The sequence below is a fragment of the Pseudomonas sp. GW821-FHT07B01 genome (assembly GCF_059419065.1).
In genome coordinates, this window is record NZ_JBWKRA010000012.1 from 90,732 (window position 1) to 114,625 (window position 23,894).

Annotated in this window: 28 protein-coding genes, 1 tRNA gene and 1 pseudogene; 13 read left to right on the forward strand and 17 right to left on the reverse strand. The window is 60.5% G+C overall.

What is annotated here, in order from left to right:
- The first annotated feature begins 254 nt into the window (after positions 1–254).
- Entirely contained in the window at positions 255–929 is a 675-nt protein-coding gene (locus tag AC07S6_RS15255; RefSeq protein WP_236281754.1) for an NAD(P)H-binding protein, read from the forward strand.
- Here the strand turns inward: AC07S6_RS15255 and AC07S6_RS15260 are convergent.
- Positions 901–1,377, reverse strand: coding sequence for a DMT family transporter (locus tag AC07S6_RS15260; protein WP_014717341.1), 477 nt, complete (start codon positions 1,375–1,377; stop codon positions 901–903). The genes AC07S6_RS15255 and AC07S6_RS15260 overlap by 29 nt on opposite strands.
- Positions 1,378–1,454: 77 nt before the next feature.
- On the opposite strand from AC07S6_RS15260, the gene AC07S6_RS15265 reads away from it, so the two are divergent.
- The 5 genes from AC07S6_RS15265 (at position 1,455) to AC07S6_RS15285 (ending at position 5,080) form a co-directional block, all read left to right on the forward strand.
- Positions 1,455–2,372 carry a LysR family transcriptional regulator gene (locus tag AC07S6_RS15265; protein ID WP_495112606.1) on the forward strand — a complete coding sequence of 306 codons (918 nt, stop codon included), beginning with the start codon at positions 1,455–1,457 and terminating at the stop codon, positions 2,370–2,372.
- Between the two features lie 15 nt (positions 2,373–2,387).
- Complete coding sequence (gene fos / locus AC07S6_RS15270; RefSeq protein WP_495112573.1) at positions 2,388–2,804, forward strand: fosfomycin resistance glutathione transferase; 417 nt, start codon at positions 2,388–2,390, stop codon at positions 2,802–2,804.
- Positions 2,805–2,850: 46 nt separating this feature from the next.
- Complete coding sequence (locus AC07S6_RS15275) at positions 2,851–3,492, forward strand: LysE family translocator (protein WP_105226095.1); 642 nt, start codon at positions 2,851–2,853, stop codon at positions 3,490–3,492.
- Between the two features lie 119 nt (positions 3,493–3,611).
- Positions 3,612–4,139, forward strand: a complete 528-nt coding sequence (locus AC07S6_RS15280) for a DUF4142 domain-containing protein (RefSeq protein WP_197880227.1) — start codon at positions 3,612–3,614, stop codon at positions 4,137–4,139.
- Between the two features lie 158 nt (positions 4,140–4,297).
- Entirely contained in the window at positions 4,298–5,080 is a 783-nt protein-coding gene (locus tag AC07S6_RS15285; RefSeq protein WP_495112574.1) for a GNAT family N-acetyltransferase, read from the forward strand.
- On the opposite strand, the gene AC07S6_RS15290 is transcribed toward AC07S6_RS15285, so the two are convergent.
- The 7 genes and pseudogenes from AC07S6_RS15290 to AC07S6_RS15320 form a co-directional block, all read right to left on the reverse strand.
- Entirely contained in the window at positions 5,081–5,581 is a 501-nt protein-coding gene (locus tag AC07S6_RS15290) for a methylated-DNA--[protein]-cysteine S-methyltransferase (protein ID WP_197880225.1), read from the reverse strand.
- A 99-nt stretch (positions 5,582–5,680) separates the two neighbouring features.
- Entirely contained in the window at positions 5,681–6,019 is a 339-nt protein-coding gene (locus tag AC07S6_RS15295) for a hypothetical protein (protein ID WP_495112575.1), read from the reverse strand.
- Between the two features lie 84 nt (positions 6,020–6,103).
- Positions 6,104–6,237: pseudogene (locus AC07S6_RS15300) on the reverse strand (type II toxin-antitoxin system HicB family antitoxin); the annotation flags it as partial.
- Between the two features lie 183 nt (positions 6,238–6,420).
- Positions 6,421–6,494 (reverse strand) — tRNA-Gly (locus AC07S6_RS15305).
- A gap of 113 nt (positions 6,495–6,607) precedes the next feature.
- Positions 6,608–7,492 carry an alpha/beta fold hydrolase gene (locus AC07S6_RS15310; protein ID WP_072434345.1) on the reverse strand — a complete coding sequence of 295 codons (885 nt, stop codon included), beginning with the start codon at positions 7,490–7,492 and terminating at the stop codon, positions 6,608–6,610.
- Between the two features lie 304 nt (positions 7,493–7,796).
- Positions 7,797–8,489, reverse strand: a complete 693-nt coding sequence (locus tag AC07S6_RS15315; protein ID WP_014717350.1) for a pseudouridine synthase — start codon at positions 8,487–8,489, stop codon at positions 7,797–7,799.
- Positions 8,479–8,691 (reverse strand): cysteine-rich CWC family protein, encoded by a 213-nt coding sequence (locus tag AC07S6_RS15320; protein ID WP_019818502.1) that lies wholly within the window; start codon positions 8,689–8,691, stop codon positions 8,479–8,481. The genes AC07S6_RS15315 and AC07S6_RS15320 overlap by 11 nt, the downstream gene beginning before the upstream one ends.
- 244 nt (positions 8,692–8,935) lie before the next feature.
- On the opposite strand from AC07S6_RS15320, the gene AC07S6_RS15325 reads away from it, so the two are divergent.
- Together AC07S6_RS15325 and AC07S6_RS15330 are read left to right on the forward strand one after the other, a co-directional pair.
- Entirely contained in the window at positions 8,936–9,295 is a 360-nt protein-coding gene (locus tag AC07S6_RS15325) for a hypothetical protein (protein ID WP_495112576.1), read from the forward strand.
- A gap of 157 nt (positions 9,296–9,452) precedes the next feature.
- Positions 9,453–9,905, forward strand: coding sequence for a DUF3757 domain-containing protein (locus AC07S6_RS15330; RefSeq protein ID WP_495112577.1), 453 nt, complete (start codon positions 9,453–9,455; stop codon positions 9,903–9,905).
- Here AC07S6_RS15330 and dspII read toward each other — a convergent pair.
- Positions 9,891–11,003, reverse strand: a complete 1,113-nt coding sequence (gene dspII, locus AC07S6_RS15335) for an enoyl-CoA hydratase/isomerase DspII (RefSeq protein WP_495112578.1) — start codon at positions 11,001–11,003, stop codon at positions 9,891–9,893. The two genes, AC07S6_RS15330 and dspII, sit on opposite strands and share 15 nt — an antisense overlap.
- A gap of 136 nt (positions 11,004–11,139) precedes the next feature.
- Here dspII and ung point away from each other — a divergent pair, with 136 nt between their 5' ends.
- Positions 11,140–11,832 (forward strand): uracil-DNA glycosylase, encoded by a 693-nt coding sequence (gene ung, locus AC07S6_RS15340; RefSeq protein WP_032903198.1) that lies wholly within the window; start codon positions 11,140–11,142, stop codon positions 11,830–11,832.
- 29 nt (positions 11,833–11,861) lie between these two features.
- On the opposite strand, the gene AC07S6_RS15345 is transcribed toward ung, so the two are convergent.
- From AC07S6_RS15345 to AC07S6_RS15365, 5 genes are all read right to left on the reverse strand, one after another.
- Positions 11,862–12,899, reverse strand: a complete 1,038-nt coding sequence (locus tag AC07S6_RS15345; protein WP_495112579.1) for an AbrB family transcriptional regulator — start codon at positions 12,897–12,899, stop codon at positions 11,862–11,864.
- Positions 12,892–14,406, reverse strand: coding sequence for a tripartite tricarboxylate transporter permease (locus AC07S6_RS15350; protein ID WP_014717355.1), 1,515 nt, complete (start codon positions 14,404–14,406; stop codon positions 12,892–12,894). Before AC07S6_RS15350 ends, AC07S6_RS15345 begins: the two co-directional genes overlap by 8 nt.
- A gap of 1 nt (position 14,407) precedes the next feature.
- Positions 14,408–14,866, reverse strand: coding sequence for a tripartite tricarboxylate transporter TctB family protein (locus tag AC07S6_RS15355; RefSeq protein ID WP_003189430.1), 459 nt, complete (start codon positions 14,864–14,866; stop codon positions 14,408–14,410).
- Between the two features lie 147 nt (positions 14,867–15,013).
- Positions 15,014–15,997 (reverse strand): Bug family tripartite tricarboxylate transporter substrate binding protein, encoded by a 984-nt coding sequence (locus AC07S6_RS15360; protein ID WP_014717356.1) that lies wholly within the window; start codon positions 15,995–15,997, stop codon positions 15,014–15,016.
- Between the two features lie 32 nt (positions 15,998–16,029).
- Complete coding sequence (locus tag AC07S6_RS15365; protein WP_197880218.1) at positions 16,030–17,322, reverse strand: OprD family porin; 1,293 nt, start codon at positions 17,320–17,322, stop codon at positions 16,030–16,032.
- A gap of 235 nt (positions 17,323–17,557) precedes the next feature.
- On the opposite strand from AC07S6_RS15365, the gene AC07S6_RS15370 reads away from it, so the two are divergent.
- Positions 17,558–18,229, forward strand: coding sequence for a response regulator (locus AC07S6_RS15370; protein WP_014717358.1), 672 nt, complete (start codon positions 17,558–17,560; stop codon positions 18,227–18,229).
- Complete coding sequence (locus AC07S6_RS15375) at positions 18,222–19,607, forward strand: sensor histidine kinase (RefSeq protein WP_197880217.1); 1,386 nt, start codon at positions 18,222–18,224, stop codon at positions 19,605–19,607. Before AC07S6_RS15370 ends, AC07S6_RS15375 begins: the two co-directional genes overlap by 8 nt.
- Here the strand turns inward: AC07S6_RS15375 and AC07S6_RS15380 are convergent, their stop codons facing one another.
- Positions 19,608–20,429 carry an HDOD domain-containing protein gene (locus tag AC07S6_RS15380; RefSeq protein ID WP_495112580.1) on the reverse strand — a complete coding sequence of 274 codons (822 nt, stop codon included), beginning with the start codon at positions 20,427–20,429 and terminating at the stop codon, positions 19,608–19,610.
- Positions 20,430–20,464: 35 nt separating this feature from the next.
- Positions 20,465–21,406 (reverse strand): CAF17-like 4Fe-4S cluster assembly/insertion protein YgfZ, encoded by a 942-nt coding sequence (gene ygfZ, locus AC07S6_RS15385; RefSeq protein WP_495112581.1) that lies wholly within the window; start codon positions 21,404–21,406, stop codon positions 20,465–20,467.
- A gap of 139 nt (positions 21,407–21,545) precedes the next feature.
- On the opposite strand from ygfZ, the gene AC07S6_RS15390 reads away from it, so the two are divergent.
- Together AC07S6_RS15390 and AC07S6_RS15395 are read left to right on the forward strand one after the other, a co-directional pair.
- Entirely contained in the window at positions 21,546–21,800 is a 255-nt protein-coding gene (locus AC07S6_RS15390; RefSeq protein ID WP_014717362.1) for an FAD assembly factor SdhE, read from the forward strand.
- Positions 21,784–22,230 carry a protein YgfX gene (locus AC07S6_RS15395; protein ID WP_495112582.1) on the forward strand — a complete coding sequence of 149 codons (447 nt, stop codon included), beginning with the start codon at positions 21,784–21,786 and terminating at the stop codon, positions 22,228–22,230. Before AC07S6_RS15390 ends, AC07S6_RS15395 begins: the two co-directional genes overlap by 17 nt.
- Here the strand turns inward: AC07S6_RS15395 and nadB are convergent.
- The gene (gene nadB / locus AC07S6_RS15400; protein ID WP_054897610.1) at positions 22,199–23,815 is read right to left on the reverse strand and encodes an L-aspartate oxidase; all 1,617 of its coding nucleotides are present in this window, start codon (positions 23,813–23,815) and stop codon (positions 22,199–22,201) included. The two genes, AC07S6_RS15395 and nadB, sit on opposite strands and share 32 nt — an antisense overlap.
- Positions 23,816–23,894: the final 79 nt, after the last annotated feature.

Here is a 23,894-nt window from a genome sequence, read left to right on the forward strand (position 1 = left end):
ATGTGCGATAGCCCGGATGGAGTATTTCGTGTAGGTACATTCCTGCTTTTAGGATGGCACAGTAATGTCATTCGAATAGCTGCCTACAATGTCCTGGTGTGCCAAGGGACCTGAAGGGGGGTGATATCATGCGATTTAATGGGGGTGTGCGTCAGTAAATTGGGTAAGGTGCCGGCGTGCAGGGCGGATGTGCCGGTAGCCTTCAAGAGGCTCGTCTGTCGACTCGCCAAGTCAGTGGGATGAAGGAATATTTGATGAGAGTTCTGTTATTCGGCGCCACCGGCATGGTGGGCCAGGGTGTGCTGCGCGAGTGCCTGCTGGCGGCCGATGTGCAGGAAGTGGTAGCCGTCGGCCGCACGCCCCTGACTCAGGAGCACGGCAAGCTGCATCAGGTATTGCACAACGACATGCTGGATTTCCAACCCCTGGAAAACCTGCTGCAGGGTTTTGATGCCTGTTTCTTCTGCCTGGGTGTTTCGTCGGCGGGCATGAAGGAGGCGCGCTATACCCACCTCACCTATGACCTGACCCTCGTGGCGGCCAGCACCCTGGCGCGGCTCAATCCGCAGATGACCTTTATCTATGTGTCCGGCGCCGGCACGGACAGTTCCGAAGCCGGCCAGTCGATGTGGGCGCGGGTCAAGGGCAAGACCGAAAATGCCTTGCTGCGCTTGCCGTTCAAGGCGGTGTATCTGTTCCGCCCGGGGATCATCCAGCCGTTGCACGGTGTGCGTTCGAAGACGCCGTTGTACCAATCCTTCTATAGCGTGCTCGGGCCGGTGCTTTCGTTTGTGCGGCGACTGAAACCGGATTGGGTGGTGAGCACCGAGACCGTCGGCCGTGCGATGTTGCAGGCGGCCAGCCAAGGCGCGCCGCAGCCCGTGGTGGAGCAGGCGCAGATCAATCGCCTTGCGGCTGAGCGCCGCTGAACTGAATCAGCGCAACGCCGCTGATCAGCAGTAGCGCGCCCAACACCCGGGAGGTTGTCAACTGACGTTCCACTAGGCCGAACAGGCCGAAATGGTCCAGCAGCAATGACGCGAGAACCTGCCCGGCCATGGCCAGCGCAATGAAGCCCGATGCGCCGAGCTTGGGCAGCAGCATCAACGCCAATGAAATAAAACACACGCCAAAGGCACCGCCGGCCCACATCCACAACGGTGCCTTGCTGATAAAGGCCAGGCTCGGCAGGGGTAAACGCAGCGCCACAATCACCGGCAGCAGCACGATGATGCTCACCAGTAACGAAGCCAGGGTGGCCCACAAGGGATGGCCGAGGCCGCGCCCGAGGTTGGCGTTGATCGCACTCTGAAACGGCACCACCGCGCCGGCGAACACCGCCAGCGCTAACAAACCTACCCAATGCAACACAGTCATCTCGACGCTCCCAAAGGTTTTGCTGGACTCTAGGGTATTCGTCGCTCAAATTTAAATTCCGAATTATTATGCCGAGCATGCAGCTGATGAATGATCTGCGTCGCATCGACCTGAACCTGCTGGTGATCCTCGACGCTTTGCTCAGCGAGCAACACGTCACCCGCGCCGCCGAGCGCCTGCACCTGAGCCAGCCGGCGGTCAGCCATGCGTTGGCGCGGCTGCGCGATATGCTGGGCGACCCGCTGCTGATGCGTCAGGGCGGCACATTGGTGCCAACCGCCCGAGCCATGGAATTGGCGGCGCCATTGACCGAAGCCCTGGCCCAGGTGCAGGCCTTACTGGCGCCGAATCGTTTTGACCCCACTTCTGCCAAGCGCCGCTTTCGTGTGGCGATGTCGGACTACAGCGCGGCCATATTCCTGCCCGGCCTGGTTCGCGTCCTACGCCATGAAGCGCCCGGTATTGACTTGCAGATTATCCAGGCCAGCCGCGAAGGCATGGTTGAGGGTGTGCTCAATGGCGATCTCGACCTGGCTGCGGGCGTATTCCCCGATATGCCCGCCGAACTGCGGACTACGCCGCTGTTCGAAGAGCATTACACCTGCCTGGTCGACCCCACCAGCCTTGCGCCCAACGGAGTGCTGGACCTGCCGACATATCTGTCACGTCCCCATGTGCTGCTGGAGATGCGCGGCAGCGGCACGCCGGAAATCGAACGGGCGCTTACGGCCATTCGTGAACGCCGCCACGTGGCGATCAGCCTGCCGCACTGGAGCGTGGCGCCGCAGTTGATCCAGGGCACGGACCTGATTCTGACGGTGTCGTCCCGTGGTTTAATGAATATCGACGCTCGGCAATTGCTGGCCGTGCCACCGCCGTTTCATATTCCGTCGTTTGCCTTTGAGCTGGCCTGGCATACGCGGCGGGGTGGCGATGTGGGGTTGCAGTGGTTGATTGGCAGGGTGGTGGGTGTATTGTCCGCAGACCCACGATAACGCGAGAACACCTAGATGCTCAGCGGTTTCAACCACCTGACCCTGGCCGTCACCGATGTGCCGCGCAGCGTCAGTTTCTATCACGACCTGCTGCGCCTGCAGCTCGACGCAACCTGGGACAACGGTGCCTACCTCTCACTGCCTGGGCTTTGGCTGTGCCTGTCGCTGGACCCGTTGCGCTCGACTGCTCCGGTGGTGGATTACACCCACTATGCCTTCACTGTCGATGCTGCTGATTTCGCTCCCTTGGTCGAACACCTGCGCGCTGCCGGTGTACAGGAATGGCGAGACAACCGCAGCGAAGGCGCATCGTTTTATTTTCTCGATCCCGACGGCCATAAGCTGGAGGTTCATGTCGGCGATCTGGCCTCGCGGCTGCAAGCCTGTCGCGCCCAGCCCTATGCTGGAATGAAGTTTTACCCACCGCGCTGAAACATGCAGAATCGTTCACCCTCAAGCGTCTGTTGGAGCGTCTACCATGACCCCATCCTTGCTGTTCGCCGTGCTGGCTTCGGGTTTTATCTACGGCATTACCCCAGGCCCCGGTGTCCTGGCCGTATTCGGCATCGGTGCGGCTCGTGGCCGGCGTGCCGGGGCAGGATTCTTGTGCGGTCATTTGCTCGGCGATGTGGTGTGGTGCAGCACGGCGCTGATTGCCATCGTCGGTGCGCGGGAAGTCGGCAGCAGTGCGTTTGACGTACTCGGTGTACTCAGTGGAATGTATTTGTTCTGGCTCGGCTGGCGTGCGATCCGTACCCAACGCCGCAATAGCGACGCCCCTCAGGGCGCGGCGCGCCATCCGTTCTGGCACGGTATTCTGTTTGGCTTGACCAATCCCAAGGCCTATCCGGTTGCCGTGGCGACGTTCACCGCGTTGCTGTCCAGCCGAGCCGAGTTGTTGACTTGGTCGATGCTGCCGACGTTGATTCTGCTGAGCTTTATCGGTGGCTTGCTGGCCTACGCGATCCTGATCGGCGTGGTGGGTGCCCAACGGGTGCGCACGCTGTATCAACGCCATGAAATCCTGATCACCAAGCTCTGCGGCGTGATGTTTATCGGCTTCGCCCTCAATGCCCTGGCGCACGCATTGCCGGGCCTGTTCGGCAGCAAAGCGGCCTGAGGCGACGACGACCGTTCGTCGCACAGGTAAGTTTTTTCTAAACCTTTACCGCCGTGAAAATTCGAATTCAGGGCGGGTTGTATGCTCCCGCGCCTATTTTTGCCCTGGAGGAACCCATCATGAGCCGCATGGCTATCCGGTTACGCACCGCCAGTTTCGCGATGCTGCTGGGCCTCGGCGCCAGCAATGCTTTCGCCCAGTCGCCTGCAGCATTCATCGAGCAGGCTTCGGCCAAAGGCATGGCCGATATCGAAACCAGTCGCATGGCCCATGCCAAGACCTCGTCCCAGGAAATCAAGGACTACACCATTGAGGTCATCAACGAGCGCACGCTGGCCAACCAGCACTTGGCGGCGATCGCCAAGAAGCTCGATTTGCCAGTGGCCCCACGGGAGAAGATCGTTGATAAGGCCGAAACCCTGATGCCTGAACTCAAGGACGGCGATTCGTTTGACGCTGCCTATACCGCGCAGCAGGTCAAGGAGAACGAAGACGCCATCGCCCTGTTCAAGAAAGAAGGCGCGGCGTCGGATGTGCCAGAGATCAAGGCACTGGTGGATGAGACGCTACCCAAGCTTGAAGAGCGCTTGCAAAAGGCCCGGGCCCTGGCGTCGACCTACGGTAAGGGCCATCAAGGCGACGGTTGAGGCGGCTACTGGAAATGAAAAAACGGCGGTTGGAGAGGATCCAACCGCCGTTTTCATATCAACAGGACTATGGGTTTTTTCTGCCGTGCTTTTAGGAGCGAGCCTACGGTATCTCAAGGCGGCGAGCGCAAGACTGGGTTTTTACCTGGATAACCTCTATGACCGCATATGCCACCTGCGACCTGCGCACACTTTATCACCTGACCGAAGATCACTATTTTTCTGCCACCTGCGGCCTGCATCGTCGTTATAGCGCGGCTATCAACGCTTATTTCGTTGACGTATGTTCTGGCCTGTATGACTTGTTATTTATTCGCGTGGGCAGCGCTCCATTGGGCGAAGCTTTTGCTGACCCGTTGGGCTTGATCCATGGTTCCGTCCTTGCAATACGCATTGTGGTTCATGAGGAAAAGGTCGCTGAGCTACGCGAGGCGCTCTGCGCAATCGGTTTCCAGCCTGCCGAACAGACAACCGCGATGGTTCTCGAGCTGTCGCGTTTTATTCCAAGGATGAGCGAGGGGACTCTACAGATCTGCCTGACGCGGGATTTGAACGAATGGGTGGGTCCAGTTGGCAGTGCATATTCGATGCTTCCCGAGGTCGTTGTGAACTATCAGGAACGGCACCAGAGGGCGCTTGATGCGGGTGAGTCCCTTTACCACTTCACCTTGTCCGCCGAGGGGCGGGTGAGCTGTTCGTTGACGTTGTCATTGTGTGAAGGCGAGGCCCGTCTGAATGATGTCGGCACGCTCAAGGGCTTTCGTGGAAGAGGCTATGCCACTTGCCTGATTCAAGCTGCCCTGCTTCACGCCTCGAGCCTGGGGGCTCACCGATGTTTTCTCGAGGCCTCGGCGGAGGCCATCTCGCTGTATCAACAGTTGGGCTTTGCACGTTTGTTCGAGTATCAGGCTTTCACTCGCGGAGCGCTTGCTGAACGGTAATCAAAAAGCCATTTTTGCCTGGCTGCGATCCTCAAGCGTCAATAGATACTGCTTGGCCTCAAGCCCTCCGGCAAACCCGGTCAGCCCGCCCGAAGCGCCCACCACTCGGTGGCATGGCGCAACGATCGAGATCGGGTTGCGCCCATTCGCGGCACCGACTGCGCGCACGGCTTTGGGGTTGCCGATCTGCTCGGCGATCTGGCTGTAGCTGCGGGTTTCGCCGAAGGGAATGGTCAGCAGTGCCTGCCAGACCTGCTTCTGGAAGTCAGTGCCGGCGAAGTCCAGCTCGAGTTCGAATTGGTTACGCGTTCCGGCAAAGTATTCCTTCAATTGGCGTTCGGTTTCGCGCAACACCGGGCTGTCGTTGGCCTCGATCAATTCACCCAGGCGTACGCGATTGGCGCGTTCTACTTCCCAGAGGATGGCGCTGAGTTTGCCACCGCGCGCCACCAGGGTGAGTTCACCGACAGGGGAAGGCATGAGCTTGTAGTGGTAGGTCATGAGCAGTTTCCTTGAAGGGCGTTGAGGGGGGACGACGCCACTGTAGTTCCACCAAGGGGTTTGGGAACTACGTTTCTTGCGGTCAAATTCTTCGCCCAATTAGAAATTCCAGTAAACCCAGTTGGAAAAATAGGGATACCAGTAGAGCCTGGCGACAATGTAAAGGGCTATGAGTACTGACGCTGTACTTAACATGACCATAGAAATGACGTTGAGCAGGGTGACAAACAAAGCGAACACAGCCACGCGTGGGGTTGCGTGACGCCAGGCAAACCTCACGCCATACGCTGACGCGGCAATCACTCCTAACTCCAGCAAAAATCTAAGGGGGAAGGGGAAGGGCAGCCGTACAAACGAGACCAGCAGCGGCAAAACCAACACCCAGCCGGCTACTTGGCGCAGGATGATTTTGGGTGTGGTTTTTTTGGTGTCCAGCATTGCCATATTCCGAACTCTGGGCCGATGAGCCTACATTATCGCGAGGTGTTGCCGGCCTTGCCGTAAGACTTTGCTTAGGCGTACCTACCGCTCCTGCTGTAATACCTGGAGCGCCGCGGATGCCAGAAAAGAAATCCCGAGCGGCTTTTTTCCTGTGGATGATTCAACACGTATTCAACGATGAGATTCAACAGATAGGCGGGCAGGGTGATGTTGAGTATGGGGGCGCACAAATGGCGCCGCTTGGAGGTATTACAAGGTGCTTCACACCCTCAGGCTCGACTGCCGAGCAGCAGATGAGCGCTGGAGAATAAATTTTAGACATAAAAAAACCGGTCACCAAGGACCGGTTTTTTGTGCATCCTGCGTCAGAACCTTCCTGACGCCAGCGCAAATCTGAGTGGAGCGGGTAGAGGGAATCGAACCCTCGTCGGAAGCTTGGGAAGCTACTGTTCTACCATTAAACTATACCCGCTCAGAACGGCTGACTTTGTACCAGATGTTCGGCTGGATTTGAAGTTTTTCTTTGAAAAATGTGAGAGTTGCATGTGGCGAGGGAGCATGCTCGCCACAGTGTCAGGCTTGATCTCAAAGCGCCCACGCATGTTGCGCCTGGCCCTGGCTATACCGCAACGGGCTGGCGGGCCGCTGCCCTTTCAAGAAGCCCACCACGGCCTCACGGCTATCGCGGCACGCGGCTTTATGTTCCATGTCCAGGAAATGCCCCGTTGCCTGGATGGTGCTGAAGCAGCTCTTGGCCACATGCTGGCCAAACAGCTTGGCGTCGTCTGCGCTGGTGTATTCGTCCCACTCGCCGTTCAAGAACAGCACCGGAATGTCGATTTGCCTGGCCGCCTTGAGGTAGCACTGCCGGTCGCTGTTGAGCACGTGGCTGATGTGAAAGTGCATTTGCCCGTATTCGTGTGCGGCCAGGCTGCTGACATGGCGGTAATTGAAGCGTTTGAACAGCGACGGCAGGTGCTTGCCAATGGTGCTGTTGACCAAGTGGCCGACACGGTCGCGGTCGAGGTTGCCCAGGTAGTCGACGCCTCGTTCGAGGTAATCGCGCATCGGCGCATTGATTACCGGCGAGAAGGAGCTGATCACGGCTTTTTCTATCCTACGGGGCCGCTGTGCAAGGGCCACCAACGTGGCGGCGCCGCCCCAGGAGAAGGACAGCACATGTTCAGCGGCGAAGTGGTCGAGCAGTTCCAGGAGGATCTGGCCTTCGACTTCCTTGGTGAGCATCTGCTCATGACGGTTATGGATTTTGGAACGGCCAGCGTAGGGCTGGTCGTACAACACCACATTGAATTGCGGGTACAGGCTTTTGACGGTTTGAGCGAAGGACGCCGTGGTCGCCATGGAGCCGTTGACCAGGACGATGGTCTTTGCCGCCGCGTCCGCGCGATAGAACTCCGTGTAAACCCGATACTGACCCTGTATATCCAGCACAGCGATTTCTGGCCTCATGTCGTAAGACTCCTGGCAAGCGGGTAGTGCGCGCAAATCACTTTGCACGTGCTTTATGACAGGTAGGCATACGCCTGGAAAATGAAGGCTCACGTCGGTCCGATGACGGCTGGCCGGCGGGTGTTGTTATGGCGGGCGGTTTGCCGGGAGGGCCCGACGATCAAGCACGGGCGCGGCAGGTGTTTCTTGGAGGTTATAGGGCGACTCATCAGTCATCATCTGGCTGAAGCCTTGATTCAAGCAGCACCGAAGGCAGGTCGCAAGGTAAGCGGTTGGTTTTTTGCCATCACCGGCTGAACGGTCGTCAGATGAGTCGGATCTCGTCGTCAGTCAGTGGCCGATACTGACCCGGCGCAAGCGAGGTATCCAGCACCAAGGGGCCCATTCGCTCGCGGTGCAGGCCGATTACCTTATTATCAAAATGCCCGAACATGCGCTTCACCTGGTGATAGCGGCCTTCGACGATGCTCAACCGGGCCGTTCTTGGGCCCAGCCGTTCAAGTTTGGCAGGTTGGGTAGTGAGATCTTCAAAGGCGAAATACACCCCTGCCGCGAACGTCATCGCATACTGCGGGCCGATGTCCTGTTCGGTTTGCACGTGGTACACCTTGGGCAACTTGGTCTGTGGTTGCGTGAGGCGCCGTGACCATTGGCCATCGTTGGTGATCAGCATCAGGCCGGTGGTGTTGAAATCCAGGCGCCCGGCGATATGCAGGTCGGCTTTGTCCGGTTCGTGCAGCAGGTCCAGGACCGTGGAGTGTTGCGGGTCCGACGTGGCGCTGACGCAGCCCTGGGGTTTGTGCAGCATGAAATAGCGTGCCGGCTTGCCCGCTTGCAGAATTTCACCGTCAACGCAGACCTGGCTGAACTCACGTACGTCATGGTGCGGATCGCTGACTGCAACACCCTCGACGGTCACCCGGCGCTCCACCAGCAACAAGCGCACTTGTTTACGATTGAACTGTGGCAGGTTGCTTAGGAAGCGATCAACGCGCATGGCGGTTACGCAACTGTTCGTCCACTTGGGCGCAGCGTGGGCACAGGCAGGCTTTATTGCGCACCTCATCCGGCAGGGCTTCAAGCACCGCCGGGTCGATGATGACGCTGTAGCACCAGCAGGCTTGATCGGCCGTGCGCGGATCGGCCAGGGAGCAGTCGTTGCGGGCACCGCAGGCGGGGCATAGGGTCGGTGTGGTCATGGGTCGGTTCAGGCAGGCATCGGGTAGAACAGCGGTAGTTGTTGCACGATACAGCGCGGCTGGGCGGCATTCCATCATCATGGGTTTTTGACAGACCTTCACTTCGTCTGAAACAGATGTTTCCACTTGTGTCGCGAACGCACCAGATTCGGTTTTTGATGTCAGATATTTCGTCATTTAGTGAAAGCTGAATGCCGCTCGCCAGCGTCGCTGGAGGAGCTCTTCCGCGGTCCAGGAGGCCGCCATGTATCGACGACTGCTGCTCATCGCTTTGCTCGGCCTGACCCTTTCAGCCTGCGTGCCCTATTACGATGGAGGCGCTACCTACTATCGCTCCGAGGTCTACACCGCGCCGGCGCCAGCCTATTACTACGGCGGCCCGCGTTATTACCCTTCTGGGCGCAGCTATTACGCGCCAGCGCCTCGCTACTATGCGCCACAGCCTCGCTACTATTCGGCGCCGCGCTACTACCAACCAGCCCCGCGCTATTATCCTCGCGCCGGGTACCGACCCTACCTCAACCAGGGGTGGGGCGATCGCTGGGGTAATGGCGGGCGTGGACGCGGTTCCGACCACGGAGGTGGTCGCGGCGGTCACCGTTAAATATCTTGAAAAACAAGCGGCGCATCATGCGCCGTTTTTTATAGGTACCGTATGTCCGTACTGTCAGATTTAACAGCTATCTTTGAGGCGCTAGCTGTACTTCACTAACGAGAAGCCTTGTGTTTTTGCGTGGTGAGACTGAGCAGATGGAATCCCTATGTTCAAACAATTGATTTGCGTGCTCCTGCTGATGAGCTGCTTCATTGCATCGGCAAGAGCGGAGCAGGGCTGTCCTTATACGACGCAGATCGTGTACGCCGATGGCCATTATCGCGCCAAGGACCATGGCCTGCGCTGGCAAAGCCCGAGGGTTGCGTCTCGTGGTGTTATCGACGGATTCATTGGCGCAGTCTTCATGCCGGGCGACGGCGAGGAGAGAGGACACGGCTACATGGACAAGTGCATCTACCGCACCAGCTGGAACGGGGTAGTAGCGTTGAGGCCAAGCAGGGGCAATGAGATTATCAACATGTCGTTGACCAGCTCCTTGTATTGGAAGCTGCAGCCCGATGCGTTCGAGTTGCCGGTGTATACGTGCGTGGACAGCCAACCGGACAATTGCGCGTTCAAGGTCAACGACAAACGTACAGACCTGTCAGTAGTCAGATAAATCTGCCAGAGGATTCCTACCTTCCCAGGCCTTGTCAAAGTGCGCTTGCACCACCGCTTCCGGGAGTGTGTTGATATCCGGCCAGTGCCAATGAGGCGCCTGGTCTTTGTCGATCAGGCGTGCCCGAACCCCTTCGGCGAATTCCGGATGACGGCAGCAGTTGAGACTCAGGGTGTATTCCATCTGGAACACCTGGGCCAGGGATAGGTGGCGGGCGCGCTGGAGCTGTTCCCACACCAGGTGCGCCGTCAGCGGGCAGCCCTCACTCAGGGTTTTGCCGGCCCGGCTCAATAGCGGGTCGCTGTGGTCGCGCAGCAGGTTCAAGGCGCGCCAAGCACAGAGCACATCTCCTACATCCAGCCATTCGTCGATCTGAGTGCGGCGTGGTAGCCATTGCGCGTCGGGTTGACCGCTGATCGCCTCCTGCGCCAGGGCCTTGAGCAAGCTGTTGAGTTGCATCGCACGCTGTTCCTGCCAGTTCAGCTGCAGCAGGCCATCGAGCAATTCGTCTTGCTGGTCATCGCGCAGGAAGCGATCGGCCAAGCCCAAGTCCAGCGCATCGCGGCCGTTGATATGGGCACCGGTGAGGCCCAGGAACAGGCCGAGCTTGCCCGGCAAGCGGGACAAGAACCAACTGGCCCCCACATCCGGGTACAAGCCAATGCTGATCTCGGGCATGGCCAAACGACTGCTTGGTGTGACGATACGCACGGCGGCGCTTTGCAACAGGCCCATGCCACCGCCCAAGACATAACCGTGGCCCCAGCAGATCAACGGCTTTGGGTAGGTGTGCAGGCGGTAGTCAAGACGATATTCAGCGGCAAAAAACTGCGCGGCCAGAGCCGGAACTTCGCCCGGCTGTTCACGGCAAGCCTGAGCCAGGCTGCGCACTTCGCCACCGGCGCAAAAAGCTTTGGGGCCGTTGCCGCGCAGCAGCACGCAGACGATCTGCGGGTCTTTGGCCCAGGCCTCCATGCGCTCATTCAGGGCCAGAATCATCGGCAGGGAGAGGGCGTTAAGGGACTTTGGCGCGTCCAGGCTGGCGATGCCGATGCGAGCGCCGCCACTGCCGGTCAGTTCTTCGAAATGCAGGTTCATCGTGACCTCAATCGAGAAGGTGAAGGATGAGTATGATCCCTTCGTGGGAAAGTGCCGGTGCTGTGTCAGATCAATTGACAAGCGGGGTCGGCTTTCCTAGGGTTCGCCTCATTCTTTTTTACAAGACAATTCAACTATGACCGATGGCGACCGTATCAAACTCGAACCCAGCTGGAAACACGCTCTGCGTGACGAGTTCGAGAAGCCTTACATGGCGCAATTGCGCGAGTTTCTGCGCCAGGAACATGCCGCAGGCAAAGAGATCTACCCGCCCGGCCCATTGATTTTCAACGCACTCAATTCAACACCGCTGGACAAGGTCAAGGTCGTGATCCTCGGCCAGGACCCTTATCACGGCCCTGGCCAGGCCCATGGCCTGTGTTTCTCGGTGCAACCGGGCGTGCCGGCGCCGCCGTCGCTGGTCAATATCTATAAAGAGCTCAAGCGCGACCTGAACATCGACATTCCCAACCACGGCTACCTGCAAAGCTGGGCCGACCAGGGCGTGCTGATGCTCAACACCACCATGACCGTGGAGCGCGCCAACGCCAACGCCCATGCGGGCAAGGGCTGGCAGTTCTTCACCGATCGGATTATCGAGGTAGTCAGCGAGCATCAGCCGCACCTGGTGTTCCTGCTGTGGGGCGCCCATGCTCAAAGCAAGCAGAAGCTCATCGACGCCACCAAGCATCTGGTGCTGACCTCGGTGCATCCGTCGCCGTTGTCGGCGTATCGCGGGTTTCTGGGCTGCGGGCATTTCAGCCGGGCCAACAAGTTTCTCGAGCAGAATGGCGAGGCCCCCATCGAGTGGCGTTTGCCACCCGTCTGAGGCCTGGCACATTCAACATGTGGGAGGTTTTAGAGGGCGTCGGGCTGACGGTTCCAGTGCCGAAACAAAGGCTCGGCCAAGAACAGCACGAACAACAAGCGCATCACCTGCATCGCCGTCACCAAGGGCACCGACAGCTGTAGGGTTTCAGCTGTCAGGCTCATTTCAGCGATACCGCCTGGCATCATGCCCAGGGTCAGTGATCGCAGGTCGAGGTGAGTGAGGGCGCTCAAGCCCACCGCCGCTAACGTCGCCAGCAGCATGGTCAATGCCGTGCCAATCAAGGTGCGGCCCATGAACGATGGCGCGCGACGGAAGAACTGCCGATTGAAGTGGCAGCCCAAACCGCTGCCGATCAACCATTGGCCGATCTGACTGCCGCCGTCTGGCAGGCCGATGTGTAAGTCCCAGGTCACACTGGCGATCGCGCTCACCAGCAATGGCCCGAACAGCCAAGGGTTGGGTTGGCGCAAGCGTTGCCAGCCCCAGGCAACCAGCGCACCCACCGGAAACAGCACGGCCAGCCACGCCCAGTCCACGGGCGCCGGATGGAACTGCGGCGCGCCGCCTCCGAGCAAATATTTGAAGATCGCTGGCACGCACAGCACCACCACCAGCACACGCAGGCTTTGCCCGGCCGCAACCCGGCCGAGCACCGCGCCATTGCGGGCGCCCAGGTTGACCATCTCCCCGGAACCGCCCGGCATGCTGGAGAAAAACGCCGTGGCGCGGTCTTCACCGCTGCGGCGCATCAACCACACGCCGACCACGCTTGACAAGCTGGTGACCAGTGCACCGAAGAAGATCAGGCCGAAGTGGCTCATCACCTGCTCGATCACCAGCGGGGTGAAGTGCAAGCCAATGCCGATGCCCACCACCCATTGGCCGCATTTGCGCCCGCCGGGAATCTCCGCCAATTGCCAGGGCGTGAGGCAGCGCACCAGGATGATCGCCAGCAACGAGCCGACCATGTACGGCAAAGGCCAGCCCACCAGGCTGGCCAGGTAACCGCCGGCCAGGCCGACCAGCGGTGTTCCCCACCAATGTTTAAAGGTGACCTCAGACATCGGCCAGGGCACGACGCTGTTGCACGCGTTTACGCCAGATACGCAGCAGCGGTACAAGCAGCATGATTGCGGTCAGCACCCAGACGCCAAAGGTGATAGGGCTCGACCACAGGATTTCCAGCGCACCGTTGGAGATCGACAGCGCACGGCGCAGGTTCTGCTCCATCAGGCCGCCGAGGATAAAGCCCAGCAGCAGCGGCGACAGCGGGAAGTCCAGCTTGCGCAGGATGTAGCCGAAGATGCCGATGGCGATCATCAGGAACAGATCGAAGGTGGTGGCATGCACGGCGTACACGCCAATCGCGGTGATGATGGCGATCACCGGCACCAGCGCCCAGTTCGGCACGGCGAGGATACGGGTGAAGATGCGGATCATCGGGATGTTGAGCACGACCAGCATGATGTTGGCGATGAACAACGAGGCGATCAGGCCCCAGACAATGTCCGGTTGCTGTTGGAACAGCAGTGGGCCGGGAGTGATGTTGTACAGCGACAGGGCGCCGATCATCACCGCCGTGGTGCCCGAGCCAGGAACGCCGAGGGTCAGCATGGGTACCATGGCGCCGCAGACCGACGCGCCGATCGCGGTTTCTGGAGCGGCCAGGCCGCGCATGTCGCCCTGACCGAATTTGCCGCTGGCGCCTGCGATGCGTTTCTCGGTCATGTAGGCAACGGCCGAGGCCATGGTCGCACCCGCACCCGGCAATACGCCGATGATAAAACCCGATACGCCGCAACGAAGGTTCACGGTCAGTACCGACAAGGCTTCCTTGACGTTGAACATCATGCGCCCTGTGGCTTTCACCGCTTCCTGGCCACGGTGGGTTTTTTCCAGCAGCAGGAGAATCTCGCTGATGGAGAACAGGCCGAGCACCAGGACCACGAACTGGATACCGTCGGTCAGGTGAATATTGTCGCCGGTAAAGCGGTACACACCGCTGTTGGCGTCGATGCCCACGCAAGAGAGGAACAAGCCGATCAGCGCCGCAACAAAAGTCTTCAGTGGTTTGTCACCGGCCATGCCGCCCAGGCAGACAATCGCAAACACCATTAAGACAAAATATTCCGCCGGGCCGAAAGCAATCGCCCACTTGGCCAGCAGCGGAGCGAACAGCACCATGCCGCAGGTAGCGATAAACGCGCCGATGAACGAACTCCACGCCGACAACGACAGTGCCACGCCAGCCAGGCCTTTGCGGGCCATCGGGTAGCCGTCGAGGGTGGTCATCACGGTGGAGGCTTCGCCCGGGATGTTCAGCAGAATCGAGCTGATGCGGCCGCCGTATTCACAACCCAGGTACACGGCTGCCAGCAGGATCAGCGCCGACTCGGGCGGCAAGCCCAGGGCAAAGGCGATGGGGATCAACAGTGCCACGCCGTTGATCGGACCCAGGCCCGGCAACAGGCCGACCACGGTGCCGATCAGGGTGCCGCACAACGCGGTCACAAGGTTATAGGGGCTCAGCGCAACGCCGAAACCCTGGCCCAAATAGCCAAAAGTATCCATATCAGTTCTCCAGAACGTCGAGCAGGCCGAGGGGCAACGGTACGTCCATGGTTTTATCGAACAGCAGATAAAGACCGACGCTCATCAAGGTGATGATCACCACGCTGGGCAACCAGCGGCCGCCGTACAGCCGTGCCATCGGAATACCGATCAGCATGCTGCTGAGAATGAAACCCAAGGATTCGAATGTGCCGGCAAACACCAGCAGCAGGGCCACACAGATGCCGATCTTGATCAACGTGGGTTGATCCAGCGCGGGTTCATCGTCAGTGTGTTTGGTCGCCTGCGGGCGAATCATCATGTAGATGAGCGCCAGGCCCATCAGCCCGAGCAACAGCAGGGGGAAGGCTCTTGGCCCTACGGGTTCGTAGGAAAAAGCCGCCTGATACGGCCAGGCCATCAGCGCCAGGCCGATACAGGCCAGCAATAGCACGGCAGCGAAAATGCGTTGTAAGAGCATAGAAAACTCCAAGGCCCCTCTTGTAGGAGCGAGCTTGCTCGCGAAAAACTTCAACGATAACGCGTGCTCTCTGGACGCACGTGGATGTCCTTGGGTTCTTCGCGAGTACGCTCGCTCCTACAGGGGCATTACACAAAAGAGGGGCGATTACTGGATCAGGCCGAACTCTTTGGCCAGCACTTTGTAGTCAGCCACCTGTTTCTTCACGTAGGTGTCCAGCTCCTGGCCCGTCATGGCGAACGGGAACAGCTCGCGCTGGTCACGCAGCTTGGCGAACTCCTCGGAAGCCAGCAGTTTGTCGAAGGCGTCTTTCCACCAGGCGTAGTCGGCATCGCTGACCTTTGGCCCCAGGTAGAAGCCACGCACCACCGGCCAGACGATGTCGTAGCCTTGCTCTTTGGCGGTCGGGATGTCCTTCATTTCCGGCTCATCCAGGCGTTGCTCGGAGAACACCGCCAGCAGGCGCATATCGCCGCTCTGGATATGCGGCATGGAGTCGGAGATGTCGGTACTGCCCACCTGGATATGCCCCCCCAGCAGAGCCGTAGCGATTTCACCGCCACCCTCAAGGGCGACGTAACGCAGTTCGCGCGGGTTGATCCCGGCGGCCTTGGCGATCAGTGCGGTTTGCATCCAGTCCTGGCTGCCGACGGTGCCGCCGGAGCCGATCACCACGCTGCCCGGGTCTTTCTTCAGGGCTTTGACCAGGTCGTCGAGGGTCTTGTAGGGCGAGTCGCTTTTCACCGCGATGGCGCCATAGCTGGTGCCCACTGCCGCCAACCAGCGCACGGCGCTTTCATCAAAACGGCCGAACTTGCCCTGGGCCAGGTTCAGCAACGAACCGCTCGACCAGGCGACCAACGTGCCGGCATCTGCAGGGCGCTGGGCGACGACCGCGTTGTAGGCCACCGCGCCCACGCCGCCTGGCATGTAGGTCACACGCATCGGCTTGGTCAGCAGCTTCTGGTTCACCAGCGCGCTTTGCGCCAGTTTGCAGGTCAGGTCAAAACCGCCGCCAGGGGAGGCCGGGGCGATGCATTCCGGACGCTTGGGTTCGTCGGCGGCCAGCAGTTGGCCGGCGAACAGCATGCAGCCGGCGGCGAGGGCAAATTTACGCAGTGAAGGGGTCATGGCGATCTCCATCGTTGTTGTTATAAGGGGTACTACCAAAGTGCGACGCTGTAGCTGACCAGCAAGCGCATTTCATCCGCATCACGGGCCGAGTAGTTGGAACGATAGGTGGCGTTACGCAGGCGCACGGCCACATCTTTGAACGTGCCGCTTTGCACCACGTACTTGATCTCGCTGTTGCGTTCCCACTCCTTGCCGGTCTCGCCGTTCTTGAGCTTGATGTTGTCACCCGAGAGGTAACGGCTCATGAAACTCAAGCCAGGAATGCCCAGCTTGGCGAAGTCGTAGTCGTAACGTGCCTGCCAGGAGCGTTCTTCGGCGCCGGCAAAATCGTTGATCTGCACGAAGTTGACCAGGTACGGGTCGCTGCCATCCACATACGGGAAGGCGCTGTCGCCGGACATGTGCTGGTAGCCGGCGCTGAGCTTATGGCCATTGAGGGCATAGCTGAACAGGCCGTTGAGGGACTTGTTGTCGATATTGCCGCCGCGGGCCGAGCCGGTGTCATCGCTGATTGCCAGTCGCAGGTCGGCGGCGAAAGTGCCAGGGCCCATCGGGCGTGAGGCGACCATGCCGAGGAAGTGTTGGCGATACACGTCGTCGAGCTGGGCGAAGTGGTAGCTGCCGGTGATCTTGTCGGCGAACTTGTAGTCGACGCCACCGAAGTTGAAGTGCTTGCCGGTGGCTCCGCTGAGGAAGCGGCTGTTCTTGTTATTGAGCGCGATGTCTTCGTAGTTGGTGTCGTCGCGGTCCTTGGCTTTATCCAGGCGGCCACCAGTGAATACCAGGTTCTTGAATTCCTTGGAGGTGATCAAGCCACCGTTGAAGGTCTGCGGCAGGATGCGCCCGTCGTTGGGCTTGAGGATCGGCAGTTCGGGGATCAGCGAGCCGATCTTCAGCTCGGTGGCGGAGATTTTCACTTTGCCGGTCAGGCCCAGCTTGGCGTACTCGTTGGCGGCGCGGCCGTCATCGTGGGTCGGCAGCAGGCCGGTGCCGGTGCGGTCGGGGCTGGAGTCGAGCTTGACGCCGAGCATGCCCAGCGCATCCACGCCAAAGCCGACGGTGCCGTCGGTGTAGCCTGATTGCACGTTGAGCATGAAGCCCTGGGCCCATTCGTCGCGCTTGGATTGCTGCGCACTGGTACCGTCGCGAAAGTCGCGATTGAAGTACATGTTGCGGGTTTCCAGGGTCGCGCTACTGTCTTCGAAGAAGGCAGCCTGGCTGAGCGGCGCAAAGCCGGCAAGGGCAGCGGCACTGGCGAGGGCGGTGTGGGTCAGGCGGGAAGAACGAACAGGCGGGCAAGCCTGTGGCTGGGTCGACAGCATCGTGGTGTACTCCGTTATTGTTCTTATTCTGGCGAAAACGCTTCGAGGCGTTTTTCGGGCGCTACGGGTCAGGCAACTCGGCGGGCATAGACCACCGTGGTTGGATGCTAAAGGGCGAAGCTTTCACTAACCTTTCAATCGCCTTTCAATGTTTTCGGGCTTCACAGGCCAGGTTGCGGCTGTAAACTGCCGGGCAAAGCGTGGCGCCGACCACCCCTGAACGAGGTAGAAATCCATGCGTGTCCTCCTGGTTGAAGACCATCTGCAGCTCGCCGAAAGCGTGGCCCAAGCGCTCAAGAGCATGGGTTTGACCGTTGATGTGTTGCATGACGGCGTGGCGGCGGACCTGGCCTTGAGCAGCGAGGAATACGCCGCGGTGATCCTGGACGTAGGGCTGCCGCGCCTGGATGGTTTCGAGGTGCTCGCGCGTTTGCGGGCACGTGGAAAAAATCTGCCGGTGCTGATGCTGACTGCTCGCAGTGATGTAAAAGACCGCGTGCACGGCCTGAACCTGGGCGCCGATGACTACCTGGCCAAACCGTTTGAACTCACGGAACTCGAAGCACGGGTCAAGGCACTGTTGCGGCGCAGCGTGTTGGGCGGCGAGCGTCAGCAAACCTGCGGTGTGCTGGTGTACGACCTCGACACTCGGCGCTTCACGGTCGCAGGCGAGCTGATGACCTTGACCTCCCGAGAACAAGCGGTGCTCGAAGCCTTGATCGCCCGGCCGGGGCGCGTGATGAGCAAGGAGCAATTGGCTTCCCAGGTATTCGGCCTGGACGAGGAGGCGAGCCCCGACGCCATCGAAATCTACGTGCATCGCCTGCGCAAGAAGCTCGATGGCCAACCCATCGCCATCGTCACCTTCCGCGGCCTTGGCTATTTGCTGGAAGCCCGTGATGCATAAGCCCAGCAGCCTGCGCTGGCGCTTGCTGTGCAACCTTGCGTTATTGCTGGTGTTGTTGATGCTCGCTAGCGGCATGAGCGCTTATTGGAACGGTCGCGAAGCCGCCGACACCGCTTATGACCGCACGCTGCTGGCCTCGGCACGCACCATTGCCGCCGGCTTGACCCAGGTGGACGGCACCCTCAGCGCCAATGTGCCCTATGTGGCCTTGGACACTTTTGCCTACGACAGTGCCGGGCGCATTTATTACCAGGTCAATGATATTGATCAGAAACTGATTTCCGGTTACGAAAACCTGCCTGGCCCGCCGCCCGGCACGCCCCGCACCGACGATTACCCGGCCTTGGCGCGGTTCTACAACGCCATGTATTTGGGCCAGCCTGTGCGCGTGGTGAGCCTGCTCAAGGCCGTCTCGGAGCCGAACATGAATGGCATGGCCGAAGTTCGTGTCGCGGAGACCGACGAAGCCCGGGTGGCCATGGCCCGCAGCCTGATGGCCGACACCTTGTTGCGCCTGGGCATGCTCGCCATCGGTGCGTTATTGCTGGTGTGGTTCGCGGTGAGCGCCGCACTGCGCCCGCTGGAACGCCTGCGTACGGCGGTGGAAGAGCGCCAGCCTGATGATCTGCGGCCCCTGCCCTTGGTGGAAGTTCAGGACGAGTTCGGCCCACTGGTACGCTCACTCAACCATTTCACCGAACGTCTGCGCGGGCAGTTCGAGCGCCAGGCGCAGTTTATTGCCGACGCTGCCCACGAGCTGCGCACCCCCCTGGCGGCGCTTAAGGCCAGGCTGGAACTGGGCCTGCGTGCCGAAGAACCGGCCACCTGGCGCAACACCCTGGAAACGGCCGCCCAGGGCACCGACCGGCTGACACACCTGGCAAATCAATTGTTGTCCCTGGCCCGCATCGAAAACGGTGCCCGCGCCATTGCCGAAGGCGGTGCGCAACTGCTCGATTTGAGCCAATTGGCCCGTGAGCTCGGTATGGCCATGGCGCCGCTGGCCCATGCGCGGGGCGTGGCCCTGGCGCTGGAGGCCGACGAGCCGGTATGGCTGCGCGGCGAACCAACGCTGTTGAATGAGCTGCTCAGCAACCTGGTGGATAACGCTTTGGCCCATACCCCGCCCGGCGGCAACGTCATTCTGCGAGTGACGGCCCCGGCGGTGCTGGAAGTCGAGGATGACGGCCCTGGCATCCCGCTGGATGAGCGGGACCGGGTATTCGAGCGCTTTTATCGACGCAGCCAGCAGGGCATGGGGTCGGGCTTGGGGCTTGCGATTGTCGGGGAGATTTGCCGTGCGCACCTGGCGCAGATCAGCCTGCATGATGGCGAGCTGGCGGGGCTAAAGGTACGCGTGAGTTTTATCGCGGGTTGATCAGTAAAACATCGAGCGCGCTTCGTCCAGTTCACTGCGCAGGGCGTCGCTGTGCAGGTCTATGCGCAACTTCATGAGGGCCGGCAATGTGGCAATCGGCGCGGTCCCCAGGGGATGGTCGGTGCCGCGGTGGCAGTACAGCGCGGCGACCTGCACCAGGTCGACGTAGTCCAGGCTTGCAGAGTCGCGTGTCAGGTCCAGGTATTGGCCTGGCACGTTCACCAGCATCTCGGGAAAGTCCCAGACCCGCAGCAGCTTGTCCCCCAGCACCGGGTGGATGCTGTCGATGACGTGGTTGAGGCTGACGGGGTCGGCCAGCAGCTCATAGTGATCCTCGGCATACGTGAGGATCGGCAGCACGCCGATCTGATGCACCAGGCCACCCAGGGCCGCCTGGTCTGGCTTGAGCTGGCTGTGGCGACGGCACAAGGCGTAGCTCACGCCTGCCACCTCCAGGCTGCGGCGCCACACGTCGCGCATTTTCTGTTCGACCACCTCGGAGCGGGCGTGAAAGATCTGCTCCATCACCAGGCCGATAGCCAGGTTGCTGCTGTAGTTGGTACCGAGCCGGGTGATGGCGGTGTGCAGATCGGTGACTTCCTGGCTGGCCCGTAGCAGCGGGCTGTTGACCACTTTGATCAGGCGCGCCGACAGGGCCGTGTCACGACTGATCACTTTGCTCAGGTGGCTGATGCTGATGTCCGGGTCTTCGGCGGCCTGGCGAATTTTCAGGGCCACCTCCGGCAATGTCGGCAGAACCAGGTCATCGTTGTCGATGGCCGTTACCAACGCTTGTTGGACTTTTTCCGCCAGCTTGTTCATTCATGCTCTCTAGGGTGCTGCAAAAAGTACGGCGATTAACGCTGGATCTCGCGGTCACGGTCCAGTTGGTAGGGTAGGTCAAGCAGATTCAAGCCCGGGCCCTCCAGGGTGCCCAAGCGCACGTCGCCACTGTCGGCAGCTTCGGCTTGCAGCACGGCGAGAAGTTCAATCGACTGGTCAGCTTTTGCTGCGATGACCACTTCGCCGATTGCGCTGTTATGGCTGGGGGAAAACAGCGGCGTGCCTGGCTCGGGAAGTTCGTCGGCCTCCAGGCTCAGGCGATACAGGCGCCGCTTGAGTTTGCCCAGGTACTGCATGCGCGCGACGATTTCCTGGCCGGTGTAGCAGCCTTTCTTGAAGCTGACGCCACCCACGGCCTGCAGGTTGAGCATCTGCGGGATGAACAACTCGCGCGTCTGGGGCATCACCTGGCCGATACCGGCACGGATCTGACCAAGCAGCCAGGCATTCAATTGAGCTTGTTGCAACTGCGCGGCCAATTGGCTGCGCACGGCGCCGGCGTGTTCGGCAGGTACCCAGAGTTCGGCACGGCCCGGGGAAACGCGGACGGCGATCAATGCTTCGTTGCGCGCCACGCTATCGGTCTCGACCGGCAGCGCGAGGCCCAGGGCGCTCAGGGCCGCGTCTGCGTTCGCCAGGCCGAAGCGCGCCCAGGCAGCGCTTTCGTCGGTGAGCTTGGATTTGGAGAACACCGCGTACTTTTTCAAATCTGCCAGCTGCGGTTCAAGCAACTCGGTGGCCATGGCCAGGAGTACGCCATCACCCTGCAGCAGGATGCGGAAGCTCGACTGCATCCGGCCTTTTTGCGTGCAGCGCGCGCCCAGGCTGGCTTGGGTTTCACTCAGGTAATTAAGGTTGCAGGTCAGTTGGCCCTGCAGGAACTTGGCAGCATCAGAGCCGCGGACGGCGAGAACGCCTTCGTGGGACAGGGAGCAGAAAAAAGCGGAGTCAGCCATGGGTCATCGCAGGTCAAAAAGTCATGGGTGCATCATAGAGGGGCGTCCGGCAAATGCATAGTTTCGTCGCGGTCGACCAAAGCCGACTGTTCCGGTGTCGCCTGGGCTGTATACTTGCGCTCTATTTTAGGAGGGCTCCATGGTCGAAGATGTAGAAATCAATCGCCTCTACTGGCACAGCCGTCGCGGCATGCTGGAGCTGGATGTGTTGCTGGTGCCTTTCACCAAAGAGGTGTACGCGACGCTCAATCAGGTGGACCGCGACCTCTACGTCAGGTTGCTTACGTGCGAAGACCAGGACATGTTTGGCTGGTTCATGGAGCGCGCCGAATCCGAAGACCCGGAGCTGCAGCGCATGGTTCGGATGATCCTGGACCGTGTCCAGCCCAAGTAATCGTTTCGAATGCCGCTGGCAGGCCTCGCGGCTGTTGCTGGCGGCCTATGTGCTTGCCCAACTGATCGCGCTGGGCAGCCTGCTGGTTCTAAACCTGCCTTACTCAAGCCTGGGCATCCTGTTATGCCTGGCTCATTGTGCCTGGGTGTTACCGCGGCAAATCCTGCTCACTCACCGTTCGTCGATTCGTGGCCTGCGCCGTGACGACGATGGCTGGCAATTATGGAGCGCCGCACGCGGGTGGCACCCTGTGCAACTGCGGCCCGACAGCCTGGCGTTGCCGCTGATCGTGGTGTTGCGTTACCGGGTGCGGGGTGAACGGCGAGTGCGGTCCATCTGCGTGCCAAAGGATGCGCAGGCCGCCGATGTGCACCGACGCCTGCGGGTACGCCTGAAGTTCAGCCGCCGTAGGTGGTTGGCACCAGGATAGTGTCCCGGGCTTCGGGCAGCATCTGTGGGTAGTCGAGGGTGTAATGCAGGCCGCGGCTTTCCTTGCGCTCCATGGCCGACCGGATCATCAGCTCGGCCACTTGGGCCAGGTTGCGCAACTCGATCAGGTCGCGGCTGACCTTATAATTGCTGTAGAACTCGTCGATCTCATCCAGCAGCAAGCGCACCCGATGTTGCGCCCGTTGCAGGCGTTTGTTGGTGCGCACGATGCCCACATAATCCCACATGAAGCGCCGCAGCTCGTCCCAGTTGTGGGCGATGATCACATCCTCGTCCGAATCGGTGACCTGGCTCGCGTCCCAGCGGGGCAGGGCGGCCGGTACCGGGATACGCGGCAGTTGCTCAAGAATGTCCGCTGCCGCCGAGCGGGCATACACGAAGCATTCAAGCAATGAATTGCTGGCCATGCGGTTGGCGCCGTGCAGGCCGGTGAAGCTGGTTTCGCCGATGGCATACAGGCCCGGCACGTCGGTGCGGCCATGCTGATCGACCATCACGCCACCGCAGGTGTAGTGCGCGGCCGGCACCACGGGGATCGGGCCCTTGGTAATGTCGATATTGAAGGTCAGGCAGCGTTCGTAGACGGTCGGGAAGTGGGTCTTGATGAAGGCTTCGGGCTTGTGGCTGATGTCCAGGTACACGCAGTCGATACCCAGGCGCTTCATTTCGTGGTCGATGGCGCGGGCGACGATATCGCGTGGTGCCAGCTCGGCGCGTGGGTCGAAGCGCTGCATGAAGCGTTCGCCATTGGGCAGCTTCAAATGTGCGCCTTCGCCGCGCAGGGCTTCGGTGATCAGGAAGCTCTTGGCCTGCGGGTGATACAGGCACGTTGGGTGGAATTGGTTGAACTCCAGGTTGGCGACCCGGCAGCCCGAGCGCCAGGCCATCGCAATGCCGTCGCCGCAGGCACCGTCGGGGTTGCTGGTATAGAGGTAGACCTTGGCGGCGCCGCCCGAGGCAAGAATGGTGAAGCGTGCGCCATAGGTATCGACTTCACCGCTGGTGCGGTTGAGTACGTAGGCGCCCAGGCAGCGTTCGCCCGGCAGGCCCAAGCGTTTTTCGGTGATCAGGTCGACGGCGACGCGCTGCTCCAGCAATTGGATATTTGGACGTTGGCGGGCCTGGTCGAGCAGGGTCTTGAAAATCGCGGCCCCGGTGGCATCGGCAGCGTGAATGATTCGGCGATGGCTGTGGCCGCCTTCGCGGGTCAGGTGGAACTCAAAGCCACCGTCGTCGCTGCCGGCATGTTCATCGCGGGTGAAGGGTACACCTTGGTCGATCAACCATTGGATGGCTTCCCGGCTGTGCTCGACGGTGAAGCGCACGGCGTCTTCGTTGCACAGGCCCCCGCCGGCGTTAAGGGTGTCTTCGACGTGGGATTGCACGGTGTCGGTGTCATCCAGCACCGCAGCAACACCGCCCTGGGCCCAGAAGGTCGAGCCGTTGGCCAGGTCGCCTTTGCTCAAAACCGCTATACGCAAATGGCTGGGCAGGGTCAGGGCCAGGCTCAAGCCGGCGGCGCCGCTGCCGATTACGAGGACATCGTGTTGAAACTGTTGGCTCATTTGACGGATTCCGCAAAAAGCGATCCAAAGGGGGGCGCAAACAGTACGCCTGGATCGGCGAATCAAAGGGTCACACGGG

Excerpts from the sequence above, each read along its gene's own strand:
- AC07S6_RS15280 (WP_197880227.1), top strand. The coding sequence starts at position 3,612 with ATGAGCCGCATGGCTATCCGGTTACGCACCGCCAGTTTCGCGATGCTG.
- AC07S6_RS15355 (WP_003189430.1), bottom strand. The coding sequence starts at position 14,866 with ATGCTCTTACAACGCATTTTCGCTGCCGTGCTATTGCTGGCCTGTATC.
- AC07S6_RS15285 (WP_495112574.1), top strand. The coding sequence starts at position 4,298 with ATGACCGCATATGCCACCTGCGACCTGCGCACACTTTATCACCTGACC.
- AC07S6_RS15320 (WP_019818502.1), bottom strand. The coding sequence starts at position 8,691 with ATGACCACACCGACCCTATGCCCCGCCTGCGGTGCCCGCAACGACTGC.
- AC07S6_RS15345 (WP_495112579.1), bottom strand. The coding sequence starts at position 12,899 with ATGTCTGAGGTCACCTTTAAACATTGGTGGGGAACACCGCTGGTCGGC.
- AC07S6_RS15360 (WP_014717356.1), bottom strand. The coding sequence starts at position 15,997 with ATGACCCCTTCACTGCGTAAATTTGCCCTCGCCGCCGGCTGCATGCTG.
- dspII (WP_495112578.1), bottom strand. The coding sequence starts at position 11,003 with ATGAACCTGCATTTCGAAGAACTGACCGGCAGTGGCGGCGCTCGCATC.
- AC07S6_RS15370 (WP_014717358.1), top strand. The coding sequence starts at position 17,558 with ATGCGTGTCCTCCTGGTTGAAGACCATCTGCAGCTCGCCGAAAGCGTG.
- AC07S6_RS15325 (WP_495112576.1), top strand. The coding sequence starts at position 8,936 with ATGTATCGACGACTGCTGCTCATCGCTTTGCTCGGCCTGACCCTTTCA.
- fos (WP_495112573.1), top strand. The coding sequence starts at position 2,388 with ATGCTCAGCGGTTTCAACCACCTGACCCTGGCCGTCACCGATGTGCCG.
- AC07S6_RS15375 (WP_197880217.1), top strand. The coding sequence starts at position 18,222 with ATGCATAAGCCCAGCAGCCTGCGCTGGCGCTTGCTGTGCAACCTTGCG.
- AC07S6_RS15350 (WP_014717355.1), bottom strand. The coding sequence starts at position 14,406 with ATGGATACTTTTGGCTATTTGGGCCAGGGTTTCGGCGTTGCGCTGAGC.
- AC07S6_RS15255 (WP_236281754.1), top strand. The coding sequence starts at position 255 with ATGAGAGTTCTGTTATTCGGCGCCACCGGCATGGTGGGCCAGGGTGTG.
- AC07S6_RS15330 (WP_495112577.1), top strand. The coding sequence starts at position 9,453 with ATGTTCAAACAATTGATTTGCGTGCTCCTGCTGATGAGCTGCTTCATT.
- nadB (WP_054897610.1), bottom strand. The coding sequence starts at position 23,815 with ATGAGCCAACAGTTTCAACACGATGTCCTCGTAATCGGCAGCGGCGCC.
- AC07S6_RS15295 (WP_495112575.1), bottom strand. The coding sequence starts at position 6,019 with ATGCTGGACACCAAAAAAACCACACCCAAAATCATCCTGCGCCAAGTA.
- AC07S6_RS15390 (WP_014717362.1), top strand. The coding sequence starts at position 21,546 with ATGGTCGAAGATGTAGAAATCAATCGCCTCTACTGGCACAGCCGTCGC.
- AC07S6_RS15290 (WP_197880225.1), bottom strand. The coding sequence starts at position 5,581 with ATGACCTACCACTACAAGCTCATGCCTTCCCCTGTCGGTGAACTCACC.
- ung (WP_032903198.1), top strand. The coding sequence starts at position 11,140 with ATGACCGATGGCGACCGTATCAAACTCGAACCCAGCTGGAAACACGCT.
- AC07S6_RS15310 (WP_072434345.1), bottom strand. The coding sequence starts at position 7,492 with ATGAGGCCAGAAATCGCTGTGCTGGATATACAGGGTCAGTATCGGGTT.
- AC07S6_RS15265 (WP_495112606.1), top strand. The coding sequence starts at position 1,455 with ATGCAGCTGATGAATGATCTGCGTCGCATCGACCTGAACCTGCTGGTG.
- AC07S6_RS15275 (WP_105226095.1), top strand. The coding sequence starts at position 2,851 with ATGACCCCATCCTTGCTGTTCGCCGTGCTGGCTTCGGGTTTTATCTAC.
- AC07S6_RS15365 (WP_197880218.1), bottom strand. The coding sequence starts at position 17,322 with ATGCTGTCGACCCAGCCACAGGCTTGCCCGCCTGTTCGTTCTTCCCGC.
- AC07S6_RS15260 (WP_014717341.1), bottom strand. The coding sequence starts at position 1,377 with ATGACTGTGTTGCATTGGGTAGGTTTGTTAGCGCTGGCGGTGTTCGCC.
- AC07S6_RS15380 (WP_495112580.1), bottom strand. The coding sequence starts at position 20,429 with ATGAACAAGCTGGCGGAAAAAGTCCAACAAGCGTTGGTAACGGCCATC.
- ygfZ (WP_495112581.1), bottom strand. The coding sequence starts at position 21,406 with ATGGCTGACTCCGCTTTTTTCTGCTCCCTGTCCCACGAAGGCGTTCTC.
- AC07S6_RS15315 (WP_014717350.1), bottom strand. The coding sequence starts at position 8,489 with ATGCGCGTTGATCGCTTCCTAAGCAACCTGCCACAGTTCAATCGTAAA.